Source organism: Natrinema salsiterrestre (assembly GCF_029502005.1).
Taxonomy (GTDB): domain Archaea; phylum Halobacteriota; class Halobacteria; order Halobacteriales; family Natrialbaceae; genus Natrinema; species Natrinema salsiterrestre.
Genome location: NZ_JAMQOT010000003.1, coordinates 419,679 through 440,058, shown reverse-complemented (window position 1 = coordinate 440,058; position 20,380 = coordinate 419,679). Strand labels below are relative to the sequence as shown.

At 62.9% G+C, this 20,380-nt stretch carries 16 protein-coding genes; 6 read left to right on the top strand and 10 right to left on the bottom strand.

Translation table 11 applies throughout. The annotated features are described in order from the left end of the window. Positions 1 to 181: 181 nt before the first annotated feature. Positions 182 to 955 carry an SDR family NAD(P)-dependent oxidoreductase gene (locus NDI89_RS11645; protein ID WP_277521759.1) on the top strand — a complete coding sequence of 258 codons (774 nt, stop codon included), beginning with the start codon at positions 182 to 184 and terminating at the stop codon, positions 953 to 955. Between the two features lie 914 nt (positions 956 to 1,869). Here NDI89_RS11645 and NDI89_RS11640 read toward each other — a convergent pair. The 5 genes from NDI89_RS11640 to NDI89_RS11620 all read right to left on the bottom strand — a co-directional run bounded on the left by NDI89_RS11640 (position 1,870) and on the right by NDI89_RS11620 (position 8,315). After that, positions 1,870 to 3,819, bottom strand: a complete 1,950-nt coding sequence (locus tag NDI89_RS11640; RefSeq protein ID WP_277521757.1) for an archaea-specific SMC-related protein — start codon at positions 3,817 to 3,819, stop codon at positions 1,870 to 1,872. 208 nt (positions 3,820 to 4,027) lie between these two features. Continuing rightward, on the bottom strand, positions 4,028 to 4,663 hold the full coding sequence (gene rdfA / locus NDI89_RS11635; RefSeq protein ID WP_277521755.1) for a rod-determining factor RdfA: 636 nt from the start codon (positions 4,661 to 4,663) through the stop codon (positions 4,028 to 4,030). A 336-nt stretch (positions 4,664 to 4,999) separates the two neighbouring features. After that, on the bottom strand, positions 5,000 to 5,776 hold the full coding sequence (locus NDI89_RS11630) for an IclR family transcriptional regulator (protein ID WP_277521754.1): 777 nt from the start codon (positions 5,774 to 5,776) through the stop codon (positions 5,000 to 5,002). A gap of 326 nt (positions 5,777 to 6,102) precedes the next feature. Continuing rightward, positions 6,103 to 6,858 (bottom strand): SDR family oxidoreductase, encoded by a 756-nt coding sequence (locus NDI89_RS11625; protein WP_277521752.1) that lies wholly within the window; start codon positions 6,856 to 6,858, stop codon positions 6,103 to 6,105. A gap of 182 nt (positions 6,859 to 7,040) precedes the next feature. After that, positions 7,041 to 8,315 carry an MFS transporter gene (locus tag NDI89_RS11620; RefSeq protein ID WP_277521751.1) on the bottom strand — a complete coding sequence of 425 codons (1,275 nt, stop codon included), beginning with the start codon at positions 8,313 to 8,315 and terminating at the stop codon, positions 7,041 to 7,043. Between the two features lie 260 nt (positions 8,316 to 8,575). Here NDI89_RS11620 and NDI89_RS11615 point away from each other — a divergent pair, with 260 nt between their 5' ends. Both NDI89_RS11615 and NDI89_RS11610 read left to right on the top strand, forming a co-directional pair. Next, on the top strand, positions 8,576 to 9,742 hold the full coding sequence (locus tag NDI89_RS11615; protein ID WP_277521749.1) for a thiolase family protein: 1,167 nt from the start codon (positions 8,576 to 8,578) through the stop codon (positions 9,740 to 9,742). A 3-nt stretch (positions 9,743 to 9,745) separates the two neighbouring features. Continuing rightward, complete coding sequence (locus NDI89_RS11610; protein ID WP_277521748.1) at positions 9,746 to 10,138, top strand: Zn-ribbon domain-containing OB-fold protein; 393 nt, start codon at positions 9,746 to 9,748, stop codon at positions 10,136 to 10,138. 48 nt (positions 10,139 to 10,186) lie between these two features. On the opposite strand, the gene NDI89_RS11605 is transcribed toward NDI89_RS11610, so the two are convergent. Both NDI89_RS11605 and NDI89_RS11600 read right to left on the bottom strand, forming a co-directional pair. Next, complete coding sequence (locus NDI89_RS11605; RefSeq protein ID WP_277521747.1) at positions 10,187 to 12,193, bottom strand: TRAP transporter permease; 2,007 nt, start codon at positions 12,191 to 12,193, stop codon at positions 10,187 to 10,189. A 27-nt stretch (positions 12,194 to 12,220) separates the two neighbouring features. After that, positions 12,221 to 13,273, bottom strand: coding sequence for a TAXI family TRAP transporter solute-binding subunit (locus NDI89_RS11600; RefSeq protein WP_277521746.1), 1,053 nt, complete (start codon positions 13,271 to 13,273; stop codon positions 12,221 to 12,223). Between the two features lie 321 nt (positions 13,274 to 13,594). Here NDI89_RS11600 and NDI89_RS11595 point away from each other — a divergent pair, with 321 nt between their 5' ends. Beyond that, positions 13,595 to 14,989 carry a M20/M25/M40 family metallo-hydrolase gene (locus NDI89_RS11595; protein WP_277521745.1) on the top strand — a complete coding sequence of 465 codons (1,395 nt, stop codon included), beginning with the start codon at positions 13,595 to 13,597 and terminating at the stop codon, positions 14,987 to 14,989. 16 nt (positions 14,990 to 15,005) lie between these two features. Here the strand turns inward: NDI89_RS11595 and NDI89_RS11590 are convergent, their stop codons facing one another. Further along, positions 15,006 to 15,797, bottom strand: coding sequence for an SDR family oxidoreductase (locus tag NDI89_RS11590; protein WP_277521744.1), 792 nt, complete (start codon positions 15,795 to 15,797; stop codon positions 15,006 to 15,008). A gap of 109 nt (positions 15,798 to 15,906) precedes the next feature. Here NDI89_RS11590 and NDI89_RS11585 point away from each other — a divergent pair, with 109 nt between their 5' ends. Both NDI89_RS11585 and NDI89_RS11580 read left to right on the top strand, forming a co-directional pair. Next, on the top strand, positions 15,907 to 17,532 hold the full coding sequence (locus tag NDI89_RS11585; protein WP_277521742.1) for a gamma-glutamyltransferase family protein: 1,626 nt from the start codon (positions 15,907 to 15,909) through the stop codon (positions 17,530 to 17,532). A gap of 79 nt (positions 17,533 to 17,611) precedes the next feature. Further along, entirely contained in the window at positions 17,612 to 18,793 is a 1,182-nt protein-coding gene (locus tag NDI89_RS11580) for a CaiB/BaiF CoA transferase family protein (protein WP_277521741.1), read from the top strand. Between the two features lie 56 nt (positions 18,794 to 18,849). Here the strand turns inward: NDI89_RS11580 and NDI89_RS11575 are convergent, their stop codons facing one another. Next, complete coding sequence (locus NDI89_RS11575) at positions 18,850 to 19,287, bottom strand: universal stress protein (protein WP_277521739.1); 438 nt, start codon at positions 19,285 to 19,287, stop codon at positions 18,850 to 18,852. 75 nt (positions 19,288 to 19,362) lie between these two features. Then, the gene (locus NDI89_RS11570; protein ID WP_277521738.1) at positions 19,363 to 20,370 is read right to left on the bottom strand and encodes a 3-hydroxyacyl-CoA dehydrogenase family protein; all 1,008 of its coding nucleotides are present in this window, start codon (positions 20,368 to 20,370) and stop codon (positions 19,363 to 19,365) included. Between the last annotated feature and the right edge of the window lie 10 nt (positions 20,371 to 20,380).

Genomic DNA, 20,380 nt, shown 5'->3' with positions numbered 1-20,380 from the left:
CACGGAACGTCCGGCGGACGGGACTCGCTACCACCGGCTCTACATCGATGGGGAACCGGTCACACGGTCCGCACCGGAACGGGAACGGACCGGGCACGGGCCGGTACTCGCCGCCGCCCCGTCGAACGGCCGTCGGATCGGGAGAGTAACCCTAATGTGTCGGGCCGGGGTCGACTGTCGCATGGTCGAGTACCAGCACAGCCCGGTGACCGTGGCCGACAAACGAGCCGTCGTCGTGGGCGGGACGAGCGGGATCGGACAGGCGATCGCCCTCGGCTTCGCCGAAGAGGGGGCCGACGTCATCGCGACGAGCCGGGACGAAACGAAGGTCGACGAGACGGCATCGGAGATCGAAGCCCGAGGCGTCGAAACGACGCGAATCACCTGCGACGTGACCGAGCCCGATTCGCTCGAGCGCGTCCGCGAAACGGCCGTCGAGGAACTCGGCGGCATCGATACCGTCGTCGCGTCGCAAGGGGCGGTTTCCCGGGCGTCGGTCCGGAATATCTCCGACGACGAGTGGGACTTCGTCACCGACGTCGCGCTCGATGGGGTCCGTCGCGTGACACAGACGTTCGCTCCGGCGATGGAGGCCGGCGGCTCGATCGTCAACATCTCGTCCATCGCGGCCCGACTCGCGATGGCTGACCTCCCGGCATATACCGCTGCCAAGGGAGGCGTCGACGCCTTCACTCGCGCATCGTCGACGGAACTCGCTCCGGATATCAGGGTCAACGCGATCGCGCCCGGATTCGTTATCACGCCTCAGAACGCGGAGACGTACGCCGAGGGAACCGAGAAGCGCGACCGCATCGATCACAGAACCCCGCTCGGTCGCGTCGCGGAACGCGAGGAGATCGTCGGCGCGGCGATCTTCCTCGCCAGTGACGCCGCCTCCTTCGTAACCGGCGAAGTCGTCACTGTCGACGGCGGCTTCGCCGACAGTGCGTTCTGAGCGGATCAGCGCTCGTGAAGGGGCTCGGCGGCGGTAACCGGACGGCTCGACTCGTGATCGCGGTACCTGCGGTCTCCCGTCTCGAAATACGGGCATCATATTATAACTCAAAATTATATATTCTGCGTTCCTTGCTCGGTAGTCTCAGTTCGTAGCGGTGTCCGTTGGCGAAGGTCTCCAGGCGCGACTTCATCGAATAGCATTTAAGACATATGTGGAATCAGAGAGATACCTATTTCTATCTCTCTGAAGACAGATATTGTAGCGACCTGACTCCCTCAGTTAGCGGCTCGAAGTTGCTCCTCTGCAGACGGCTGTTGATCGCGTGTAGCTTGCCCCTCTGCTGAAATGGATTTCATACTATAGTTCCGATTGCCTCTCGGAAACGGATCGCTACGAATATCGAATTCGTCGAAAGAGTCCGCGTATGCCTCGATTTCGTTCCGACTGGCTCGGTAGTATCGGCCAGTGGTACCGGAGTCGTCGACCGTGATTTCGATTTCAGAACGAATGCGGGATTCGGAGAGCCACCGGCGAACGGCCGTGAATCGAACTCGCGTCCCAACTCCGGGAAGTCCTTCTCGAGCGATTGCGACTATTGGTGTCGAGATCTCTATTTATACTTGAAACTGATACTTTGGCGTTCAATGCGGCCAAATCCAGTTAGGCTAACTGATTAGTCTAACCGAAAAGTCCAGTACAGAACGGATCGATAGACGATGCATTCCATCCGCCCGGGATGGGAGCAGTGCTGCTGCCACTCCGTCGCTGACACGGAGTACCGTATGCTTCGTAATCAGGCACACCGACCGCTAAAGCCCTCTTCGGGTCCGTGATTGCCTTTCCGTGACCGCGATCTTCGTTCGCCGTCGCCTATCGAAGCCAGTCGCGTCCGATTGCAGTATCGTTCCGGCTCAATCGAGTTCAGTTGCCGGAATCTCCTGGTATTCGTCCGCGATTCCGGACGCGTCTTCGGGAAGCAAGGCGACGACGAGGTACGGGACGTAGTCCGCAAAGTACTCGATGAGCTCGGCGATGCGCTCCGAGTCGATCGCTTCCAGCGAATCCAGCAACATAAACGGCACCTCTTCGTACACCTCGTGGACTAGATAGCCGGCGAGCCCGACGACCAACCCGATCACTTCGCGCTCGCTTTCGCTCAGGTTGTCCACGGAATCCTCGTAAACCGTTCCGGTCTCCGACTCACGAACGATGTGGAGATCGAAGGTCGAACCCTCGTTGCGGTCGTTCCGGCGCTCTCCTTTCCGCTCGATCCAGACCCGCGATATGTTCCGATAATCGAGCAGCTCTAGCACTTCCGCCATGTGCTCGTTGAACTGCGACACCGATTGCGACTCGAGGTCGTCCACTCGACCGCGCTCCTCGCGTAACTCCCGGCGGATCTCGTCCAGTCGGTCTCGAAGCCGCGATTTATCCGGTAGCGACTCTATCTCCTCGATTTCGTCAGTGACCGTCTCCAGCTGTTCCTGCTTTTGTCCCCGTTCGTACTGGAGGTCGCTGATTTCCTCGTAGGTCTCGAGGAGATCGTTGTTCCGGAGGTCTTCCGTGATCGCGACCTCCTGTTCGAGTTCGGTGATCGTCTCACGCAGCTCGGAAATCCGTTCCTCGAGCGTTTCGCGTCGCGCTCGCTTCGACTCGAGTTTCGCTTCGACGTTTTCGAGCTCTCGTGTGAGACGGTCTCGCGTGTCGATCGCTTCCCGAACGGCGTCCTCCTCTGCGGTCAATTCGTCGATTCGATCCGTCAGATCACCGAGTTCGGTCTGCTTTTCGGAAACGACACCCCGGAGGTTGTCCAACTGCTCTTCTATCGTTCCGCGTTTGGCAGTACTGCCACAGGTCCAGCAGGTGATCTCCTGCTCGTCCGACGGGGCGAGTTCCGCGACCGGATCCGCGGTGTCGGTCGTCGAGGCGGGACCGTCCGACCCGCTGTCCGAGAGCACGGTCTCGTTGAAATCGACGATCGACGAGAGATCCGCGATCGTATTTTCGAGGTCTCGTTTTCGAGACCGCAGCGTTCGTACTTCGTCTTGCACTCGTTCGAGGTCCGCCTGAGTATGCTCCGGAACTTCCTCTCGCTCGGCGCGGAGTTCGGCCGGTCGGTCGCGGAGGGCGTCGAGTTCGGCTTCCACCAGTTCGAGCTCGTCTTCCACCTCGCTTACGTCCTGGCGACGGTCGTCGAGTCGATCGACCAGGGCTTCGGCTTCTTCGGCCATTTCGGCGTTCGCCTCGAACTCGGCCGCGGCTTCTCGAGCCGCGTCGATTCGCTCGTCGATCGCCTCGAGTTCGGTCTCGAGGGTCTGTCGTCGTTCCTCGAGCGTCGGTAATCGCTTCGACTGCGCCTCGACGGTTTCGAGTTCGTCGGCTATCTCCTCGCGTTCCGTTTGGAGGGTTCGGATTCGTCGTTCGATGGTCTCCGTATCGACCGGTCGCATGATAATATCGCGGAGGTCGTCCCCTCGTTCGACCGCCAGTCGTGCGGGATTGTTCTGGAGTAAGGAAACGAACGGATCGACGAGGTCGCTGTCAGTCTCGTACGGATCGCCGCTCACTTCGATCCCGGTGTCCGTTCGTTCGAACCGTCGAGTATAGGTGGTGTCGTCCAGTTTCAAGACGACCTCGCCTTCCGCAGTGTCGCTCTTTAACGTCGCAGCGGTCCCGCCGAGGACACCGTTGATCGCTTGCAATAGACTGGTCCGGTTCGTCGCGTTTCGTCCAGTGAGAAGCGTTTCCCCCTTTCGAATGGTGAGCGAACAGGTTCCGATACCGCCGATATTTGTCACTGTGATCCGAGTCGCATCGGTAACTGTCGTCTCATCCGTTCCCGCACCCGTCGTTGACATCATTGCTCATAATGGCGACGGACTATTTAAAATCGATGGCTACAATCCGTCGTTTTAGTATGATGTATCATGATATCAACCGGTCCCGGACCGTATTAGATGTATCTAATACGACAAACGCCAACTAACTCAGGACTCGTTTACGTCTCTGACGGCCGTTTAACGGCTCCTGTGGGATTACTGGGTCGAACTCGTTTCATCCGCTATCGTATTATGTATCCGAGTGACAGGAACACGAACCTTCAGTTAGCAGCTCCGATAGCCGGTACGTTTGGCCGCAATCCGAACAGGTTATTCGTATTAATACGGATATGTCCGGGTCGGATACTGTGACGTGGCCGGAACTGATGAGTCGTGACACGGTCTGGTCGACGACTCGGGCACATCGCGTTCGTGCCCATTCGATCGTGTCCCTCGAGTCATCGGGAGTGATTCGACTCGATCGACTCGTTTCGATCTCGAGACACTCGTTGAGATGAGCCCGGATCGTCGGATGCGTGACCCAATCCGATTCGATCACCTCGATGTCGACCCCGCGTTGCTCGAGACGGGTTCGGACGCGAACTTCGCGGTCGGCAGGAACTCCATCGCCCGTGAGGGTCTCGTATACGACTGCCAGTGCATCGTCGGGGCTGACGGCACCGTACGCGACGTCCGTGAAGTCGAGTCCGGCCCGCTCGATCGCCGTTTCGAGCATTCGTCGGTTGACGTACTCTGCGAGATCGCGGAGACTCGCGCCGTGATCGAACCGTCGCTCTCGGAGTTCCCCGTTCAATCCGTCGAGATCGTACTTCCGGCGCTTTCGCCCGACCTTACACGAGCAGCGGTGATCCATCGATTCAGTCATCGCGATGCACCTCGCCCCGGGACCGGTCTACCGGTTCTGCCATGTCTGTGAGAGCGATCGGCCGCCGACGTCAAATACATTGCTTTCCGACCGTACGGTTGGAAAGTAGCGTCCGACTCCCGGTTCGTCTCGCTCGCCGTCTTCGTTCGACCTGGAATCCTCTCGTACCGGCTGCACGCCTCACAGTGAACACGAGCGAACGATATTGGCCAGAGAGACGGAGTTCGGTAGACAGTCACTTCTCGTTTTCCGTCCGGAGTTCGATGAGTTCGCTGACAGTGAACGGTGGCCTCCCGCGACGCGGAACGGAGGACTCGGGGGAGGCTTCGAGAGCGGTCACTCGAGTGCGTACCGCATGCGGAGTTCGAGTTCGTTCGTGGCTTCCATCACCATTTCGGCGTATCCGGTGTGAACGTGCTCTTGCGTGAAGTGTTCGGCCGGCCCGGTGATACTGATCGCGCCGATCTGGTCCGTATCCGGACTTTCGATGGCGGCGGCGATCGACTGAATCCCCTCGAGTCGTTCCCCGGTACTCGTCGCGTATCCCTGGTCGCGGATCAGTTCGATATCGGATCGGAGTTCGTCGGCCTCCGTGATCGTATTCTCCGTTTCACCCGGCAATCCGGTCTCCGCGATGATCCGGTCGATCGTCTCGTCGGGGAGGTTCGCTAGAATGGCCTTCCCCGCCGCGTTCTGGTGGATCGGGTATCGATTGCCGAGCGGTACCGGTTTCCGCAGTCCGTACCGATCGTTTTCGATGAAGACGAAGACGCCGTGGACGTCGTCGCGGAGAATGAACGAAACCATCTGATCGCTCTCGTCGGCCAACTCGTCGATCACCGACCGGACAGCCCGACAGAACTTGTCCTGATCGCGGAGGTGACCGCCGAGCGTGAGCAGTTTGAGCCCCAGCCGATACCGTCCGTCTTTGTTGACGACGTATCCGTGTTTCTCGAGCGTTTTGAGATGCTTGTGAACGGCACTCTTCGACATGTCGAGCGTCGTTGCGAGCTCCGTTACGCCGATCTCCTCCGCTCGATGGATCGCTTCGATGATGGCGAACACCGTTTGATCGGATTTCACGTACCCGTCCGATCTCGTTTCCGTAGACATACGGTGTGATAACACCACCCTCGGTGATTAATCATTCGTATCGTCGAACGACGGTTCCCGGTGACGGCTGCTCCGAGTCCCGATTCATCACTGTTCGCTCTGAGAGAACGATTCGCGTTTCGTTCTCTGAGGGCGAACGGGATGTCGAGAGCGAACTGGACACCGCAGGTAGGGACGGGAGTACGAGACGACATCCCAGTCACCGAGCGACGACGGTGTCGATCCGGTTCGTGATCGACGCCGTTTGACAGACGCAGAGCACCCCTTCATCGGGGACTCTGATAGCTGGCGACTCCCCCAGAAATCTCCACTAGACGTCGACTCGCTTAGAAATTCGAGAACTTATCGCGCCGGTACAGGTCCATTTCCGACACGACGTTCGGCGGTTCTTGCTGGGCAGCGAAGGCGACTGCATCGCCGATCGCGTCCGGCTCGGTTACTTCGTTCGGTTCGTATCGATCTTCGGAAACCTGGTCCCGGTATTCCTTTCCGAACTCCGTTCGGACTTCGGAGGGGTTGATGACAGTCACCCCGATCTCGTCCGCGCCGAGCGATCCCGCCAGACTGTGTGCGAAGCCTCGCGTCCACCACTTCGTCGCCGCATAGATCGGCGCTCCCGGCCGAGGGTATTGACCGGCGAAACTCGCGACGAACACCGCGATGCCGGACGTCTCGCGGAGGTGGGGAATCGCCGCTTGCGTGACGAAAAACATCCCGTCCACGTTCACTCCCATGACGGTCCGATACTGCTCGGCGGGCATCGTTTCGACCGTCACGTCGCTTCCGGTGGCGATCCCCGCGTTATTGACCAGCACGTCCAGTTGGCCGAACGTGTCGACGGTCCGTTCGACCGCGTCCCGGACCGCGTCGCTGTCAGTGACGTCGGTGGGGAGGACGAGCGCGGTTTGCTCGGTTTCCGCTTCGATCCGCTCCGCGATTGACTCGAGTTTCGACTCCCGTCGGGCGACCAACGCGACGTCTGCGCCCTGTACCGCGAGGGCCTCCGCCGTCGCCTCTCCGATTCCGGAACTCGCGCCCGTGATAAACGCCGTTTTTTCGGCTAGGGGTCGTTTTGTGCTCATAGATCACAATGAACACAGACTGGTATAAGTATTACTCGAGCCGGAGGGCGGTCACCGGTCGGGTTCGGTTACCTGACCGGAGTCGCCGGGTGACCGGTGGGAACGATCGAGAGCGTTCGGATGGATCGAGACGGTGAATGTCGGTGTCGAGGCCGACGGCGTCGCGACTGTCGTCGACCTGGTCAATCCCCGGACTTCGTACTCGTGGGGCTGGTCTCCCACCACCCGGCTCGATTGAGGGTGAACAGGAGGCCGGCCGAGAGCGCCATGCCGGTCAGAGCGAACGTCGCGAGGACGACGAAGAACGTCGCCGTCGAGAACCCGCCGAGGACGAACCCGCCGATCGCGATGCTCGCCGCGCCGAGTCCGAACTCGCCGAGGTAGGTGTAGCCGTAGGAGAGGCCGCGCGTGTTGGCGGGCGTGTGGACTGCGACCGCCTCCTGATAGAACGGCTGAATCGCGAAGAGGAAGAAGCCGAGGACGGCACAGAGTGCGATAACGGGGAGAAGACCCATCGAGGTAACCGGAATGAACGTGAGCGCGAGGACGCAGAGGACGGCGAAGATCGCCATCAGTCCCCGTTCGGCGGACACGCGATTCGTGAGTTTGCCACCGGCGTACTGGCCACCCATTCCGATGACGAGCAGGCCGACGTAGATGTAATCGCCGGGTTCGATCCCCTCGAGTCCGGCCGAGAGCGTCACGTCGTCCATGGCGGGGAGGCCGTGGAGAATTTCCGGGAGGTACGTGAGCATTCCTCGGTAGAAGAGCCCTTCGAAGGTGACGATGACGAAGACGGCGGCGAACGCGCTCGCGAACAGCACTCGCGAGTTGGAGATGAACTCGGAAAGCGAGAGAGCGTCGTCCGTGCTAACGTCGGCGTCGGCTTCGGCTGCGACCGGGTCGAAGTCGGCCTGGAGACCGTAGACGGCCGCAATGAGACCCGGAATCGCGAGGAGTGCGGCGACGAGCTGCCACTGGTCGAGGACGAACAGGAGCGTCGCTGCGGCGAACGGGCCGAGGGCGATGCCGGCGTTGCCGGCGATGCCGTGCCACGCGAAGACGGTACCTCGCTCCTCGACGCCGGTGCTGATCAGTGCGAGCCCTGCCGGGTGGTAGACGCTCGCTGCGATCCCCCAGCAGACCAGCCCGACCGCGACGGTGTAAATCGACGTCGAGAGCGCGAGCAGGAGGAACGCACCGCTCATCCCGGCGAGACAGAGCAAGATGAGGCGCTTCGGACCGAACCTGTCGGCGAGGATCCCGCCGGGGAGCGCGCCGAGCCCGAACGGGGCGTATCCCAGCGCGACGATGACGCCGATCAGTGCGACGGACACGTCGAATTCCGCGAGCCAGACGACCAGAAAGATCGGAATCGACGTTTCGAACCAGTGGACGAGCGAGTGGCCTGCCATCGTGAAGCTGGCGATCGCCCGATCGTTTGTGTCAAGTCCCATGATGTGTAGAGTGTCTTTCGTCGAATACCACTCCACCCGGTTACTTATCGATTGTGAACTCGACGACGCTCATCGGAGCGAATAGCGCCCGTAAATTCAAAACAGTTGTTTCTCTGTCGGAAAATATACGAAGCTTTGGTGAATAGTTGAACAAAATCCATACCCTTCCCTCTTCCCGACCGGTTCTGCAGGGGAGCTCCGATCGCTTCCGCGGCGTCATGCAAATGTATATAATCCGTTCTGGTCTGTTATATCATATCGTGCCAGACACTACCACTCCAGCCGTTGCAGGTATCGGTACCGTTCCGAACGGGACGCATTCGGTCCCGGAGCGAGATCTCGCGTTGCGTGTCGTTCGAGACGCCCTCGAGGACGCGTCGCTCGAGCTCTCGACCGTCGACGGGCTCTACATGCCCGCGCCGCGCCCGTGGACGCCACAGGGGTTCTTTTCGACCTATCTGTTGCACGTGCTCGGACTCGAGGTCGATCGCTCGCTCGAGGTCTCGACTGGCGGGACGAGCGGCGGGAACGCGTTTCACTCCGCGGTGTCGGATATCCGCGACGGGACGGTCGAGACCGCGCTCGTGCTGGCGGTGGAACGGAACTCGATCGTCGAGACGACGGGGCCGTACTTCGACTACATCCTGAAGTCGTTCGACGCGGAGTTCGAATCGCCGATCGGCATGACCGTTCCGGCGGCGTACGCACAGAGCATGCAGCGGTACGCGTACGAGTACGGGATCGATCGCGGCGATCTCGCCGATATCGTCGTCAAAAACCGCGAAAACGGGGCCGCCAATCCGAACGGACTCTTCGACGAGAGTCCGTCGCGGGACGACGTACTCGACGCACGGTTGATCGCGGACCCGATCCGACTGTTCGACTGTCCGGCCCCCTGTGACGGTGCGGCCGCGATACTACTCACGGCGGACGACGTCGACGAATCGTCATCGCCGCAGATAGCCGTGGACGGAACCGGCTACCACCACACGGCGAGTCACTTCCTGATGAGTCGGGAGACGTCGATCACGGAACTGCCGGCCGTCAGACGCGCCGCGAACACGGCGACCGATCGCGCCGGCGTTTCGATCGCCGATATCGACGTTTTCGAACCGTACGCGCCGTTTCCGCACATCGAAGCGATCGTGACGGAAGAGCTCGGCCTCGCCGAACGCGGCCGCGGTGTCGACGCCTGTCTCGAGGACCACACTGCACCGGACGGGCCGTTTCCGATAAGCCCGTCGGGCGGCTGTCTCGGGCGGGGCCATCCGCCGATGGTGACGCCGCTGCTGAATTACGTCGAGGCCGTGAAACAGCTCCGCGGGACGGCGTCGACACAGGTTCCCGACGCGGGGCGCGTCCTCACGACGGCGGAACACGGCCACGTCAACGGCGTCACCGCGACCGTGTTCGCGACGGAGGTGTGATCGATGGAGCCCTACACGCGACCGTTCTGGGAGTCCCTTCGGGACGGCACGGTCCTGATTCACGCCTGCGAGAGCTGCGACGAGCGGTTCTTTCCCCCGAGTCCGATCTGTCCGCACTGTCACTCGACGGACGTCGACTGGGCGGAGACGACGGGGCGAGGGACGCTCTACTCGTTCACGCGAACCCACGCGACCGCGACGGCGTTCGACGACGAGCTCGTGATCGGCCTCGTCGAACTCGCGGACGGGCCCAAACTACTCGCGCCGATCGACGCGTCGTACGACGCCCTCGAGATCGGCGACGACGTCCGTATCGAGGCCGCGGAGTACGACGTCGAGCACGATCGCGGCTGGCTCGAGGGGTATCCGTTCTTCGCGGCGCGCCCGCTCGACTGAGACCGCGCTGGCCTCGGTCGGTCGAATCCGATGAGAAGGTGGTAGTCGCTAGTCTTCGACGGCGTTGATGGTTTCCGTCGTCGATCGCTGGCTCAGCCGCCCGCGGATCGGTTTCTGGAGTTGGATGCCCATCAGAACGAAGATGACAGCGACGCAGCCGAGACGGATCGTGGTGCCCGGGTAGACCATCGCGAGGACCCCGAGGACGAAGAAGACGCCTCTGAGCGGGTACTCGACGAACAGACTCTCGCGCAAGAACGTCCCGTAGTAGTTGAGGCCGTGAGAGATTCCCAGTGCGCCGGCCAGTGCGATCATGCCGGAGAAGAACGTCTCGACGCCGAAGCCGCCGACGACGATCTCCGGATTGTAGATGAACGCGAACGGCAGGACGTAGATCGGTGCGGAGATCTTCAGGGCCTCGGCGGCCGTCCGCCAGAAGTTACTCTCGGCGATCCCCGTCGCAACGACGACGGCGATCGCGATCGGGGGCGTCAGCCCGGAGAGAATCGCGGCGTACAGCACGAAGAAGTGCGCCGCGAGGTCGGGGACGAAGAACTGCTGGATCAGTGCCGGCGCGATCAGGGCCGCGACGATGACGTACGCGGCGACCGTCGGCATCCCCATTCCGAGGACGATCGAGATGACCATCGCGAGGACGACCGCAGTCAACATGACGCCGCCGGAGAGGTCGAGCAGCGCCAGCGAGAGGATTCCCGGAATGCCCGACGCGGTGAAGACGTCGACGACACCGTTGATGGCGGCGATGATGATCGCGATCGGTGCGAGGATCATCGCTCCCTCTCTGAAGCCGTTCGCCGCGTCGCCGAGTAGACTGACGAACTCGGCCACGAGGTCACCGCCACCCACGGCCGTCTGGATCAGCGGGAACCCGAATCCGGTGACGAACATCGCGATGATGGTGTACAGCGCGGCCGTGAGCACCGTGTACTGGAGGACGCCGAGGATGTAAATCAGGAGGGCGAACGGAATTCCGAACCGGAGACACTGGATAACGAACTCCTTCTGGGACATCTGCTCCTCGAACTGGCTCTCGACGTCGATCTTGGTCGCCTGACCTCGGAGCTGTCCGATGCCCTTGTAGTGGACGGCGAAGGTGACGGACCCGTAGAATATCATCGCGGGAATGATACCTGCGATGATCACCTCGACGTACGTGATACCGAGCAACGACGCCATGACGAACGCCGCGGCGCCCATGATCGGCGGCATGATTTGCCCCCCCGTCGAGGCGACGGATTCGATCCCGCCTGCCGTCTCCCCCTTCATTCCCGTCTCCTTCATGAGCGGAATCGTGAATGATCCGGTGATCGCCGTGTTCGCCGCCTGGCTACCGGTGATCGACCCGATGATGATGCTCGAGGTCACGGCGGAGAGGGCGACGCCCGATCTGACGTAGTTGGCCGATCGGAGTCCGATCCGCATGATGAGGTCGAACGCCCCGAAGCCGCGCATCAGCCCTGCGTATAGCAGGAATAGGGCGACCCACGTCGCGATAATCCGAGAGATCGAGCCGTAGACCCCCTGAAAGTCGAGCACCATGATGCTCATCATGCGGCTAACGCTGAATCCGGCGTGGCCCAGGATTCCCGGAACGTAGTTACCGAAGAGCCCGTACAGTATCACGCCCACGATCACGGCCAGAAACGTGATTCCGTAGGCTCGGTACGACAGGTACAGGATGACGAGGAAGAACGCGATCGCGATCGCGTACTCGTAGCCGAACGCCGTACCGACGCGAACACGCAGCAACTCCCTGTAGTTCAGGATCAAGTACACCGTCGTTCCGGCGGTGATGATCGCGGAGAGAGTCAGGCCGGCTAACGCCAGTTTGTCATCGTCTTCGTACGCTTCGATGAGTTCGTTTCCGAGATAGACGAGCATGACCGACCCGATAAACGTGACCGTGAATAGAATCCGCTGGATTCCCTGTGTGAACGCGAAGTACAGGATCCACAACCAGGTCAAGATAGCGAGTCCGGTAACGACGTCGTTGGCGATCTCTATTCGGTCCTTGTCTGCTGTTGAATAAACCATATATGGCGGTGACGGATTCTGCAGGTGTTATTCGTCGCCGCGAGTCCAGCTGTCGTCCCAGACGTCGTTCTCTTCGTACCAGTCAGCGGCACCTGGGTGAATCGGGATCTCGTCCGTGTGAGTCAGTGCGAACGTGAAGTTCGACGGGTCAGACCAGTCGAGGATCGTCGGGTTCGCCTCCTGCATCGACTCGTAGTTGTTGTGGCAGATCTCCATCAGGTCGTAGACGGCGTCCGCGGAGATGTCCGGACTGAAGTAGTACGGGTAGGTCTCCGTCCACGTGTGCTTCGGGAAGTCGCCCTCTACGTCCTGCTCCCAGCCGCCGATCTCGTCGACTTCCTCGTAGCCCGCGCCGGCGAAGTCCTGGGCCGCTTGCACGTACTCGTCGGTCATTTCGATGGGTCTGACGTCGACGCGCGAGTCGATCTCCGACGCCCACGAGGGCAGTTGGGTGTAGTTCGAGGTGTACACGATGAACGCCTCGGCTCGGCCCTCGGAGAGTGCGCTGGCCGCTTGACTCGTCTCCACGTTGACGACGTTCTCGGAGAGGCCCTCCCAGAGACCGGCCTCGCCGTACATCTCTTCCGTCATCGCGCGCAGTCCCCAGCTGGCGGGGAGACAGTAGACGTTCCTCCCGGCGAGGTCGTCGGTCGTCTGGATGTCGCTGTCTTCCAGGGCCATCCAGTAGAGGTTGAGCGAGAGGTGACCGAACCCGAGCTGCGGGAATTCGGAGACCGGATCTTCCGAGAACGGGCCCGTCTCGGTGAGGGCCTGATTCATGATGTAGTTCCCGGCGGAGTAGGAGTTGAGCTCCCCGTCAGCGTACAGTCGGATGGACTGCGGGTCGCCGCCCGCGTCCTGCGTAATGAAGTTCAGGTAGTCCGATTGCTGACTCACTACCCGCTGAATCGCCTGTGAGTTACCGTACGTTGATGACCCGGACGACGACGAGCCGACCGTCAGATCGACCTGTTCTTGACCGTCGCCCCCACCACCGAGGCACCCCGCAAGCGAAAGCGTCCCGAATCCAGCCGTTGCTTTCAAGACGCTTCTGCGTGTTTGCCTATCGTTATCAAACATCGTTATACATGATATAGCCACCTATATTTAAACTTTTCCCAGAGCGCTCCCTCGTGTTCCGGTTGCACTTAAATAGTCCGTGGAAAATAGTGCATAGATACTATTCGATACTGAATAATATTCTCCAATATAGATACCCGGACGAACGTCATAGTACTCGGTTCGTAACTCGTCCGCATTCGGTATCGCGCCCGAAAGTGAAATTAAAACGATATTTCCGCAGTAGAGCTTTGTACCCCGAAGGGTACGAATGAGTATCGCCATGAACTGGAGCCAGCGAACGGCAGTGAGAACGGACCATCCGCGGACGGTGCCGAACCGATGACGACTGCAGAATCGCACGCGTTCCTCGAGCGTCACGACGCGGCGTTTCTCGACGATCTCCGATCGCTGCTCTCCCAGCCGTCGATCAGCGCGACCGGAGAGGGGATCGACGACTGCGCGGCGATGGTCCGCCAGTCGTGTCTCGAGTACGGCTTTGACGACGCGGAGATCGTCGAAACGCCCGGTCGGCCGGCCGTTATCGCTCACGCGGCCGCCGATATCGAACCGGCGGAGTCGGGACGGACGGTATTGCTCTACGGCCACTACGACGTCCAGCCGGCGACCGCCTCCGAATGGCGGTCGCCCCCGTTCGAACCGACCGTTCGCGAGGGACCGGACGGAACCGATCGCCTCTACGCTCGCGGCGCCGGCGACAACAAGGGACAGTGGTTCGCGCACCTCTGTGCCGTTCGCGCGCTCCGCGAGACGTCGGGGCTCCCGACCGACGTGACCCTCGTGATCGAGGGCGAGGAAGAGAGCGGTAGCGAACACCTCGAGTGGCTGGTTCGGGAGCATCGCGACGAACTCGGCGCGGACGTCGCGATCGTTGCCGACGGCCCCATCGACGAATCGGGCCGACCGCACGTGCTGCTCGGCTCGCGAGGGTTGCTCTACGTCGACATCGAGGCGACGGGAGCGAATCGCGACCTTCATTCGGGGAACTTCGGCGGGCCGATTCCCAACCCGGCGACGGCCGTCGTCGACCTGCTCTCGTCGCTCCGGACCGACGACGGTCGGATCGCACTCGAGGGGTTTCACGACGACGTGCGGGCCCTCACCGATCGCGATCGCGAGGTACTCGAGGCGATTCCCGTCGACGAGGAGGCGGTGAAAGCGGACCTCGGGCTCTCGGCGCTCGCGACCGACCCGGGCGAGAGCTACACCGAACGACTGCTCTGTCGCCCCAATTTGAACGTCGCCGGCCTCGACGCCGGCTACGACGGAGAGGGGATGAAGACCGTGTTACCGTCGCGCGCTCGAGCGAAGATCGACTTCCGCCTGGTCGCCGACCAGGATCCGGACGAGGTTTTCGAATCCCTTTCGCGTCACGCCGAGGAGCAGGTACCGCCGGGAATCGACGTGACGCTTTCTCGCGTGGCCGCGATGGCTCCCCAGCGGACGCCGGCGGACAGTCCGGTCGTCGAGCCGATGATGCGGGCCGTCCGCGAAGCGTGGCACGAGGAGCCGATTCTCAAACCCTCGCTGGGCGGCTCCGTGCCGACGTACGTCTTCGCCGACGAGCTCGACGTCCCGTGTCTGGTCGTTCCCTACGCCAACGCCGACGAGAACAACCACGCGCCGGACGAAAACATCGAACTCTCCTGTTTCCGCGCCGGCGCGCGGACCACCGTCGAACTGCTCGCGGCGTACGCCGACGCGTCCCTCGAGTGAGTTCGGACGCGGACGATCAGAGGTTCGACCGGCCGAGACCGCCGTCGATGGGGACGGTGATGCCGTTTATGTACGCCGTTTCGGGCGAGCAGAGGAACGCGACCGTGTTGCCGAGTTCCATCGGCCGACCGATCCGCTCGAGGGGGTTCGAGCTCCCCTTGGCCGCGAGCCCCTCCTCGTAGGAGTCGACCTCCCCTCGCTCGATCGCCTGCTCGATCAGTTCGCTGGTGCGTTCGGTCTCGATCGGGCCGGGGAGCACGCTATTGAAGCGGACCTCGGGCGCGAGCTCTCGCGACAGCGTCTTCTCGAGGCCGATGACACCCATTCGGACCGAGTTCGAGAGCACGAGCGAGTCGATGGCTTCCTTCACGCTCCGGGACGTGATGTGGACGACGTTCCCGCCGTCACCGGCGCGCAACTCGTCGGCCGCCTCCCGAACCAGCCGGACGACGCTCATCACGAGCAGGTCGTACGCCTCGTACCAGTCCTCGTCGGTCGTCTCGAGGAACGGGCCGCTCGGGGGCCCGCCCGCCGACGTCACGAGGTGATCGATGCCGCCGAACTCCTCGGCCGTGACCGAGACGAGGTCGGAGACGTCGTCGGGGTCGGTGAGATCGCCCGTCTGCGTGACGACGCGACCGCCGGCGACGGCCGCGATCTCCTCCCGGGCCGCCTCGAGCCGGTCTTCGTCGCGGCCGTTGATCACGACGTTCGCTCCCTCCCGTGCGAGCGCCTTCGCGGAGGCCTTTCCGAGGCCGCTGCTGGAGGCCGTTACGAGTGCCGCATCGCCGTCTAGTTGCAAGTCCATCGTGGTGTGATGTCATTCCACATGACCATATCTGCTGCGGTCGGCCTCCCGGCGCAACGCCTTGTGAGGAGATACCAATACTTTAGTCGAGACCCGATAATCCGTCCGTATGGACACGACGCCAGACCTCGACCAGTTCACCTCTCGTCGATCGACAGTGTACGCCACCCGCGGCGTGGTCGCGACGAGCCAACCCCTCGCAGCGGAGGCGGGCGTTGCGACGCTGCGGGACGGCGGCAACGCCTTCGACGCGGCGGTCGCCACCGCCGCGGCGTTGAACGTCGTCGAGCCCACGTCGACCGGGCTGGGCGGCGACGTCTTCGCCCTCTACAAAACCGCCGACGGCGAGGTCGGCGCGCTTCGAAGCTGCGGTGGCGCCCCAGCGGATGCCTCCCTCGAGGCGATCCGCGAACGGGTCGCCGACGAGGAGGAAGTCGATCCCGACGACGCCCGAATGCCCGAGTACGGGCCGCTCACCGTTACCGTCCCGGGAACGGCCCGCGGCTGGGAGCGCACCGTCGAGGAGCTCGGCGAGCTGAGCCTCGCGCGAGCGCTCGAGCCGGCGATCGAGTACGCGACGGAGGGGTTCCCGGTCTCGGAGATCATCGCCCAGCAGTGGGCCGAGGCGGCCGACGTCCTCCGCGGGGACAACGCCCGGGCTGCGTATCTTCCCGGTGGCAGCGCTCCGGGAGTGGGCGAGCGCGTTCGCCTCACCTCGCTGGGCGAAACGATGCAACGCATCGCCGACGAGGGCGCTGACGTCGTCTACGAGGGCGACATCGCGGACGACATCGTCGAGGAGGTTCGATCTCGAGGCGGGTTCCTCTCGCACGACGATCTCGCGTCGTTCGAGCCCGAGTTCGTCGATCCCGTCAGTACGACCTACGGCGGCGCGGAGATCTACGAACTCCCGCCGAACAATCAGGGTCCCGTGGCGCTCGAGGCGCTCAACATCGCCGAAGCGCTGGGCGCTGGCGATCACCCGGCCGGCTCGCCGGAACGGATTCACCTCGCCGCCGAGGCGGCGAAGCGAGCCCTGACCGACGGCCTTCACCACGTCACCGATCCCGAGTTCGAGGACGTTCCGCCGCTCGTGTCGAAGTCGTACGCGGCCGATCGCGCCGCGGAAATCGGCTCGGAAGCGACGACCGACGTCGACGTCGGCTTCCCGAACGACCGCGCGGAGGGGGCCGATACCGTGCTGTTGTCGGTCGCCGACGAGGAAGGGAACGTCGTCTCGTACATCAACTCGCGGTTCAAGGACTTCGGCAGCGGCGTCGTCGCCGGCGACACCGGTATCGCCCTCCAGAACCGCGGCAGTTCGTTCTCGCTCGATCCGGATCATCCGAACCGCTTCGAGCCCGGAAAGCGGCCGTTCCACACGCTGATACCCGGAATCGCCCGCTTCGACGAGGACGACTGGGCCGCCTTCGGAGTGATGGCCGGCTACATGCAACCGCAGGGACACCTCCAGGTGCTGATGAACCTCCTCGACGACGGGATGTCGATTCAGGAGGCCCTCGACGAGCCGCGCTGGCGGTATCAGGTCGACGGCCAGCTGGCCGTCGAGGGCCGGTTCGACGGCACCGCGCTGACGAAACTCGCCCGCCGCGGCCACGAGGTTCGCGTGATGAAGCCGCCACACTTCGGCGGCGGTCAGATCGCCCGCAACGAGGACGGAGTCCTCTCCGGGGGGACCGATCCGCGAAAGGACGGCGCGGCGATCGGCTTCTGAATTCCGCACGGATCGCGGCCGCGTCGACCCGCCCACCGGCGGAAACTATATCCCCCTCGCCGGGTCACGTTCGGTGAGAATGCAACCATTAGCGGACATTACCGTGATCGACGCGACGCAGGCGCTCGTCGGTCCGTTCGCGGGCCAGACGCTCGGCGACCTCGGGGCGGACGTGATCAAGATCGAACGGCCGGGCCACGGCGATCTCACGCGGACGTACTCGCCGCAGTACGGCGAGGAGCTCTCCGCGTACTTCGTCAGCACCAACCGGAACAAGCGCAGCGTCAGTCTGGATCTCACGACGGCGGAGGGGCAGGCGATCCTGCGGGACCTGGTCGAGGAGGCGGACGTCTTCATCCAGAACTTCTCGCCCGGAAACGAGGAGCGCTTCGGTGCCGAGTACGAGACGCTCTCGGAAATCAACGACGAGCTGGTCTACTGTGACATCTCCGGCTACGGGCCGGACAGCCCCTACGCCGATCGGAAGTCCTTCGACATCATTCTCCAGGGCGAATCGGGGATGATGAGCGTCACCGGCACCGAGGACCAGCCCGCCCGGATCGGCGTCTCGATCTGCGATCTGGCGGGCGCGATGACGTCGATCTACTCGATCCTCACGGCGCTGTACCACCGCGAGCGAACCGGCGAGGGCGAGTACATCGACGTGTCGCTACTGGACGCCAGCTTTCAGTTCCTCGGCTACCACGTCTCGAACTACTTCGCGACGGGCGAGAATCCAAAGCGGATGGGAACCCGCCATCCCAGCCTCATGCCGTACCAGGCGTTCGAGACGGTCGACTCCCACATCGTCGTCGGCGTCGTGAGCGAACACATCTGGCCCAAGTTCTGTCGAGCGATCGACCGCGAGGAGTGGATCGACGACGAGCGCTACGCGACCTTCTCCGATCGCGTCGAAAACAGGGACGAACTCGATCCCGTCCTCGACGACATGTTCGCGGAGCGGACGACCGACGAGTGGCTGTCGATCCTCCAGGCCGAGGACGTCCCCTGCACGCCCGTTCAGGACGTCGAGACGCTCGTCGACGATCCCCACATCGAGACGCGCGACATGATCGCCGAGATGGACCACCCCGATCTCGGGACGTTCAAGTCGCCGGCCAACCCGGTCAACTTCGGCTCGCTCGAGACCGATGCGGAGGGGCCGCCGCCGCGCCTCGGCGAACACACCGACGAGGTGCTGACGGAGCTCGGCTACGACGCGGACGAGCTCGAGCGGTTACAGGCGGAGGATGTCATCTAGGAAGGGTGACCGCCCGTCGCGGCGGGTCGACCGATCGAATGGCACCGGGAGAGCGGCTAGACGATCGTGACCGGCGAATCGGCGTTGAGAATGACGTCCTGAGTGACGCTTCCGAACACCGCTTTTCCGACCGGTGATCGCTTTCGGCCGGGAATGATGATGGTATCGGCGTCGACCGACTCCGCGAAGTCGACGATCTCTTCGCCGGGATCTCCGTGACGGCGCTCGACGCCGACGTCCACGCCGGCCGCGGCGAGGTGGTCGCGAGCGGTCGCCACGGAGTCCGGGTAACTGTCCTCGTCGTAGAGGTCTTCCGACCGAACGTTGCCGCCGTCGTCGACCGCCTTGAACTCCTTGAAGACGTTTATTATCGACACCGAAACCTCGTCGAGATCGGCGGCGAGACCGGACTCGTCGCCGAGGTCCGTCACGAACTCCGCTGCAGTTATCGCTCGCGTCTCGTCCTCGTCGATCGGGATAACGATCTTGTACATGACCTTCAGTGAGGGTTCTTGTTCCAGCCATATAGTCGTACTCGCAGGCGCGCCGAGTAATGACGGACAAATCGCTCAGGGATCCGATTCCGACTCGTCGGGGACGTCCGGCGGACCGCGTGCGGCCCGGTACACCTCGAGCTGATCGAGGAGCCGCTGGTCCCGTTCGGCCGTCACTCGGTCGAGATCGGCGTCCGACCAATCGTAGACGCCACGGTCGGTCTTCACGCCGTGTCGACCCGCCTCGACGAGTTCGGTGAGGACCGGTGCCGGTTCCCGTTGCCGGTCGATCTCTCCGAGCAGTTCCGTGAGCACCTTGTGGTGGACGTCGAGTCCGGAGTGGTCGCCCTTCTCGAGCACGCCCAGCGTCGGCAGCCGGAAGCCGAACGTCCCCTTGACCGCGCGGTCGATGTCCTCGGCGCTGGCGACGCCCGACTCGAGCAGCGCCCACGCCTCGCGAGCCATCGCCGACTGGATTCGGTTGGCGATGAATCCCGGGATATCACGTTCGACGACGACCGGGTCCTTGCCGATGGACTCGAGGAACGCGGTCGCGGTGTCGACCGCCTCGTCGGTCGTTCGGTCCCCGTAGACGACCTCGACGACGGGGACGATGTGAGCGGGGTGGAACCAGTGCATCCCGCAGAAGCGCTCGGGGTGGGAGAGCGACGACGCGAGTTCGGTGATCGACAGCGACGACGTGTTCGTCGCGATGGTCGCGGTCGTCGGTGCCTCGCGTTCGAGGTCTTCGTAGACGGCCGCTTTCACCTCGCGGTCCTCGGTCACCGCTTCGACGATCAGCGGCGCGTCTCCGACGGCCGCTGCCAGATCGGTCGCGTACGCGACGCGGTCGCGGACGGCCGAGACGTCCGTCGTATCTCCGACGCCGCGGTCGACGAGCGTCCCGACGGTCGATCGGATCTCCGCTTCCGCCTCCGCCAGCGCGTCCTCGTCGATGTCGAACAACGTGACGGGCTGGCCGCCGACCGCGCTCGCCACGGCGATGTTGCGTCCCATCGTTCCGGCACCGATGATCGCGGGACGTGGCGCTCCCTCCCCACTCTCCGACGGCTGGTCGTCCATGGTCCACCCT

What these genes read in the sequence shown, in the direction of transcription:
- NDI89_RS11640 (WP_277521757.1), bottom strand. Translation starts at nt 3,819, where the DNA reads ATGATGTCAACGACGGGTGCGGGAACGGATGAGACGACAGTTACCGAT.
- NDI89_RS11585 (WP_277521742.1), top strand. Translation starts at nt 15,907, where the DNA reads ATGGACACGACGCCAGACCTCGACCAGTTCACCTCTCGTCGATCGACA.
- rdfA (WP_277521755.1), bottom strand. Translation starts at nt 4,663, where the DNA reads ATGACTGAATCGATGGATCACCGCTGCTCGTGTAAGGTCGGGCGAAAG.
- NDI89_RS11570 (WP_277521738.1), bottom strand. Translation starts at nt 20,370, where the DNA reads ATGGACGACCAGCCGTCGGAGAGTGGGGAGGGAGCGCCACGTCCCGCG.
- NDI89_RS11575 (WP_277521739.1), bottom strand. Translation starts at nt 19,287, where the DNA reads ATGTACAAGATCGTTATCCCGATCGACGAGGACGAGACGCGAGCGATA.
- NDI89_RS11630 (WP_277521754.1), bottom strand. Translation starts at nt 5,776, where the DNA reads ATGTCTACGGAAACGAGATCGGACGGGTACGTGAAATCCGATCAAACG.
- NDI89_RS11610 (WP_277521748.1), top strand. Translation starts at nt 9,746, where the DNA reads ATGGAGCCCTACACGCGACCGTTCTGGGAGTCCCTTCGGGACGGCACG.
- NDI89_RS11600 (WP_277521746.1), bottom strand. Translation starts at nt 13,273, where the DNA reads ATGTTTGATAACGATAGGCAAACACGCAGAAGCGTCTTGAAAGCAACG.
- NDI89_RS11625 (WP_277521752.1), bottom strand. Translation starts at nt 6,858, where the DNA reads ATGAGCACAAAACGACCCCTAGCCGAAAAAACGGCGTTTATCACGGGC.
- NDI89_RS11580 (WP_277521741.1), top strand. Translation starts at nt 17,612, where the DNA reads ATGCAACCATTAGCGGACATTACCGTGATCGACGCGACGCAGGCGCTC.
- NDI89_RS11605 (WP_277521747.1), bottom strand. Translation starts at nt 12,193, where the DNA reads ATGGTTTATTCAACAGCAGACAAGGACCGAATAGAGATCGCCAACGAC.
- NDI89_RS11620 (WP_277521751.1), bottom strand. Translation starts at nt 8,315, where the DNA reads ATGGGACTTGACACAAACGATCGGGCGATCGCCAGCTTCACGATGGCA.
- NDI89_RS11590 (WP_277521744.1), bottom strand. Translation starts at nt 15,797, where the DNA reads ATGGACTTGCAACTAGACGGCGATGCGGCACTCGTAACGGCCTCCAGC.
- NDI89_RS11595 (WP_277521745.1), top strand. Translation starts at nt 13,595, where the DNA reads ATGACGACTGCAGAATCGCACGCGTTCCTCGAGCGTCACGACGCGGCG.
- NDI89_RS11645 (WP_277521759.1), top strand. Translation starts at nt 182, where the DNA reads ATGGTCGAGTACCAGCACAGCCCGGTGACCGTGGCCGACAAACGAGCC.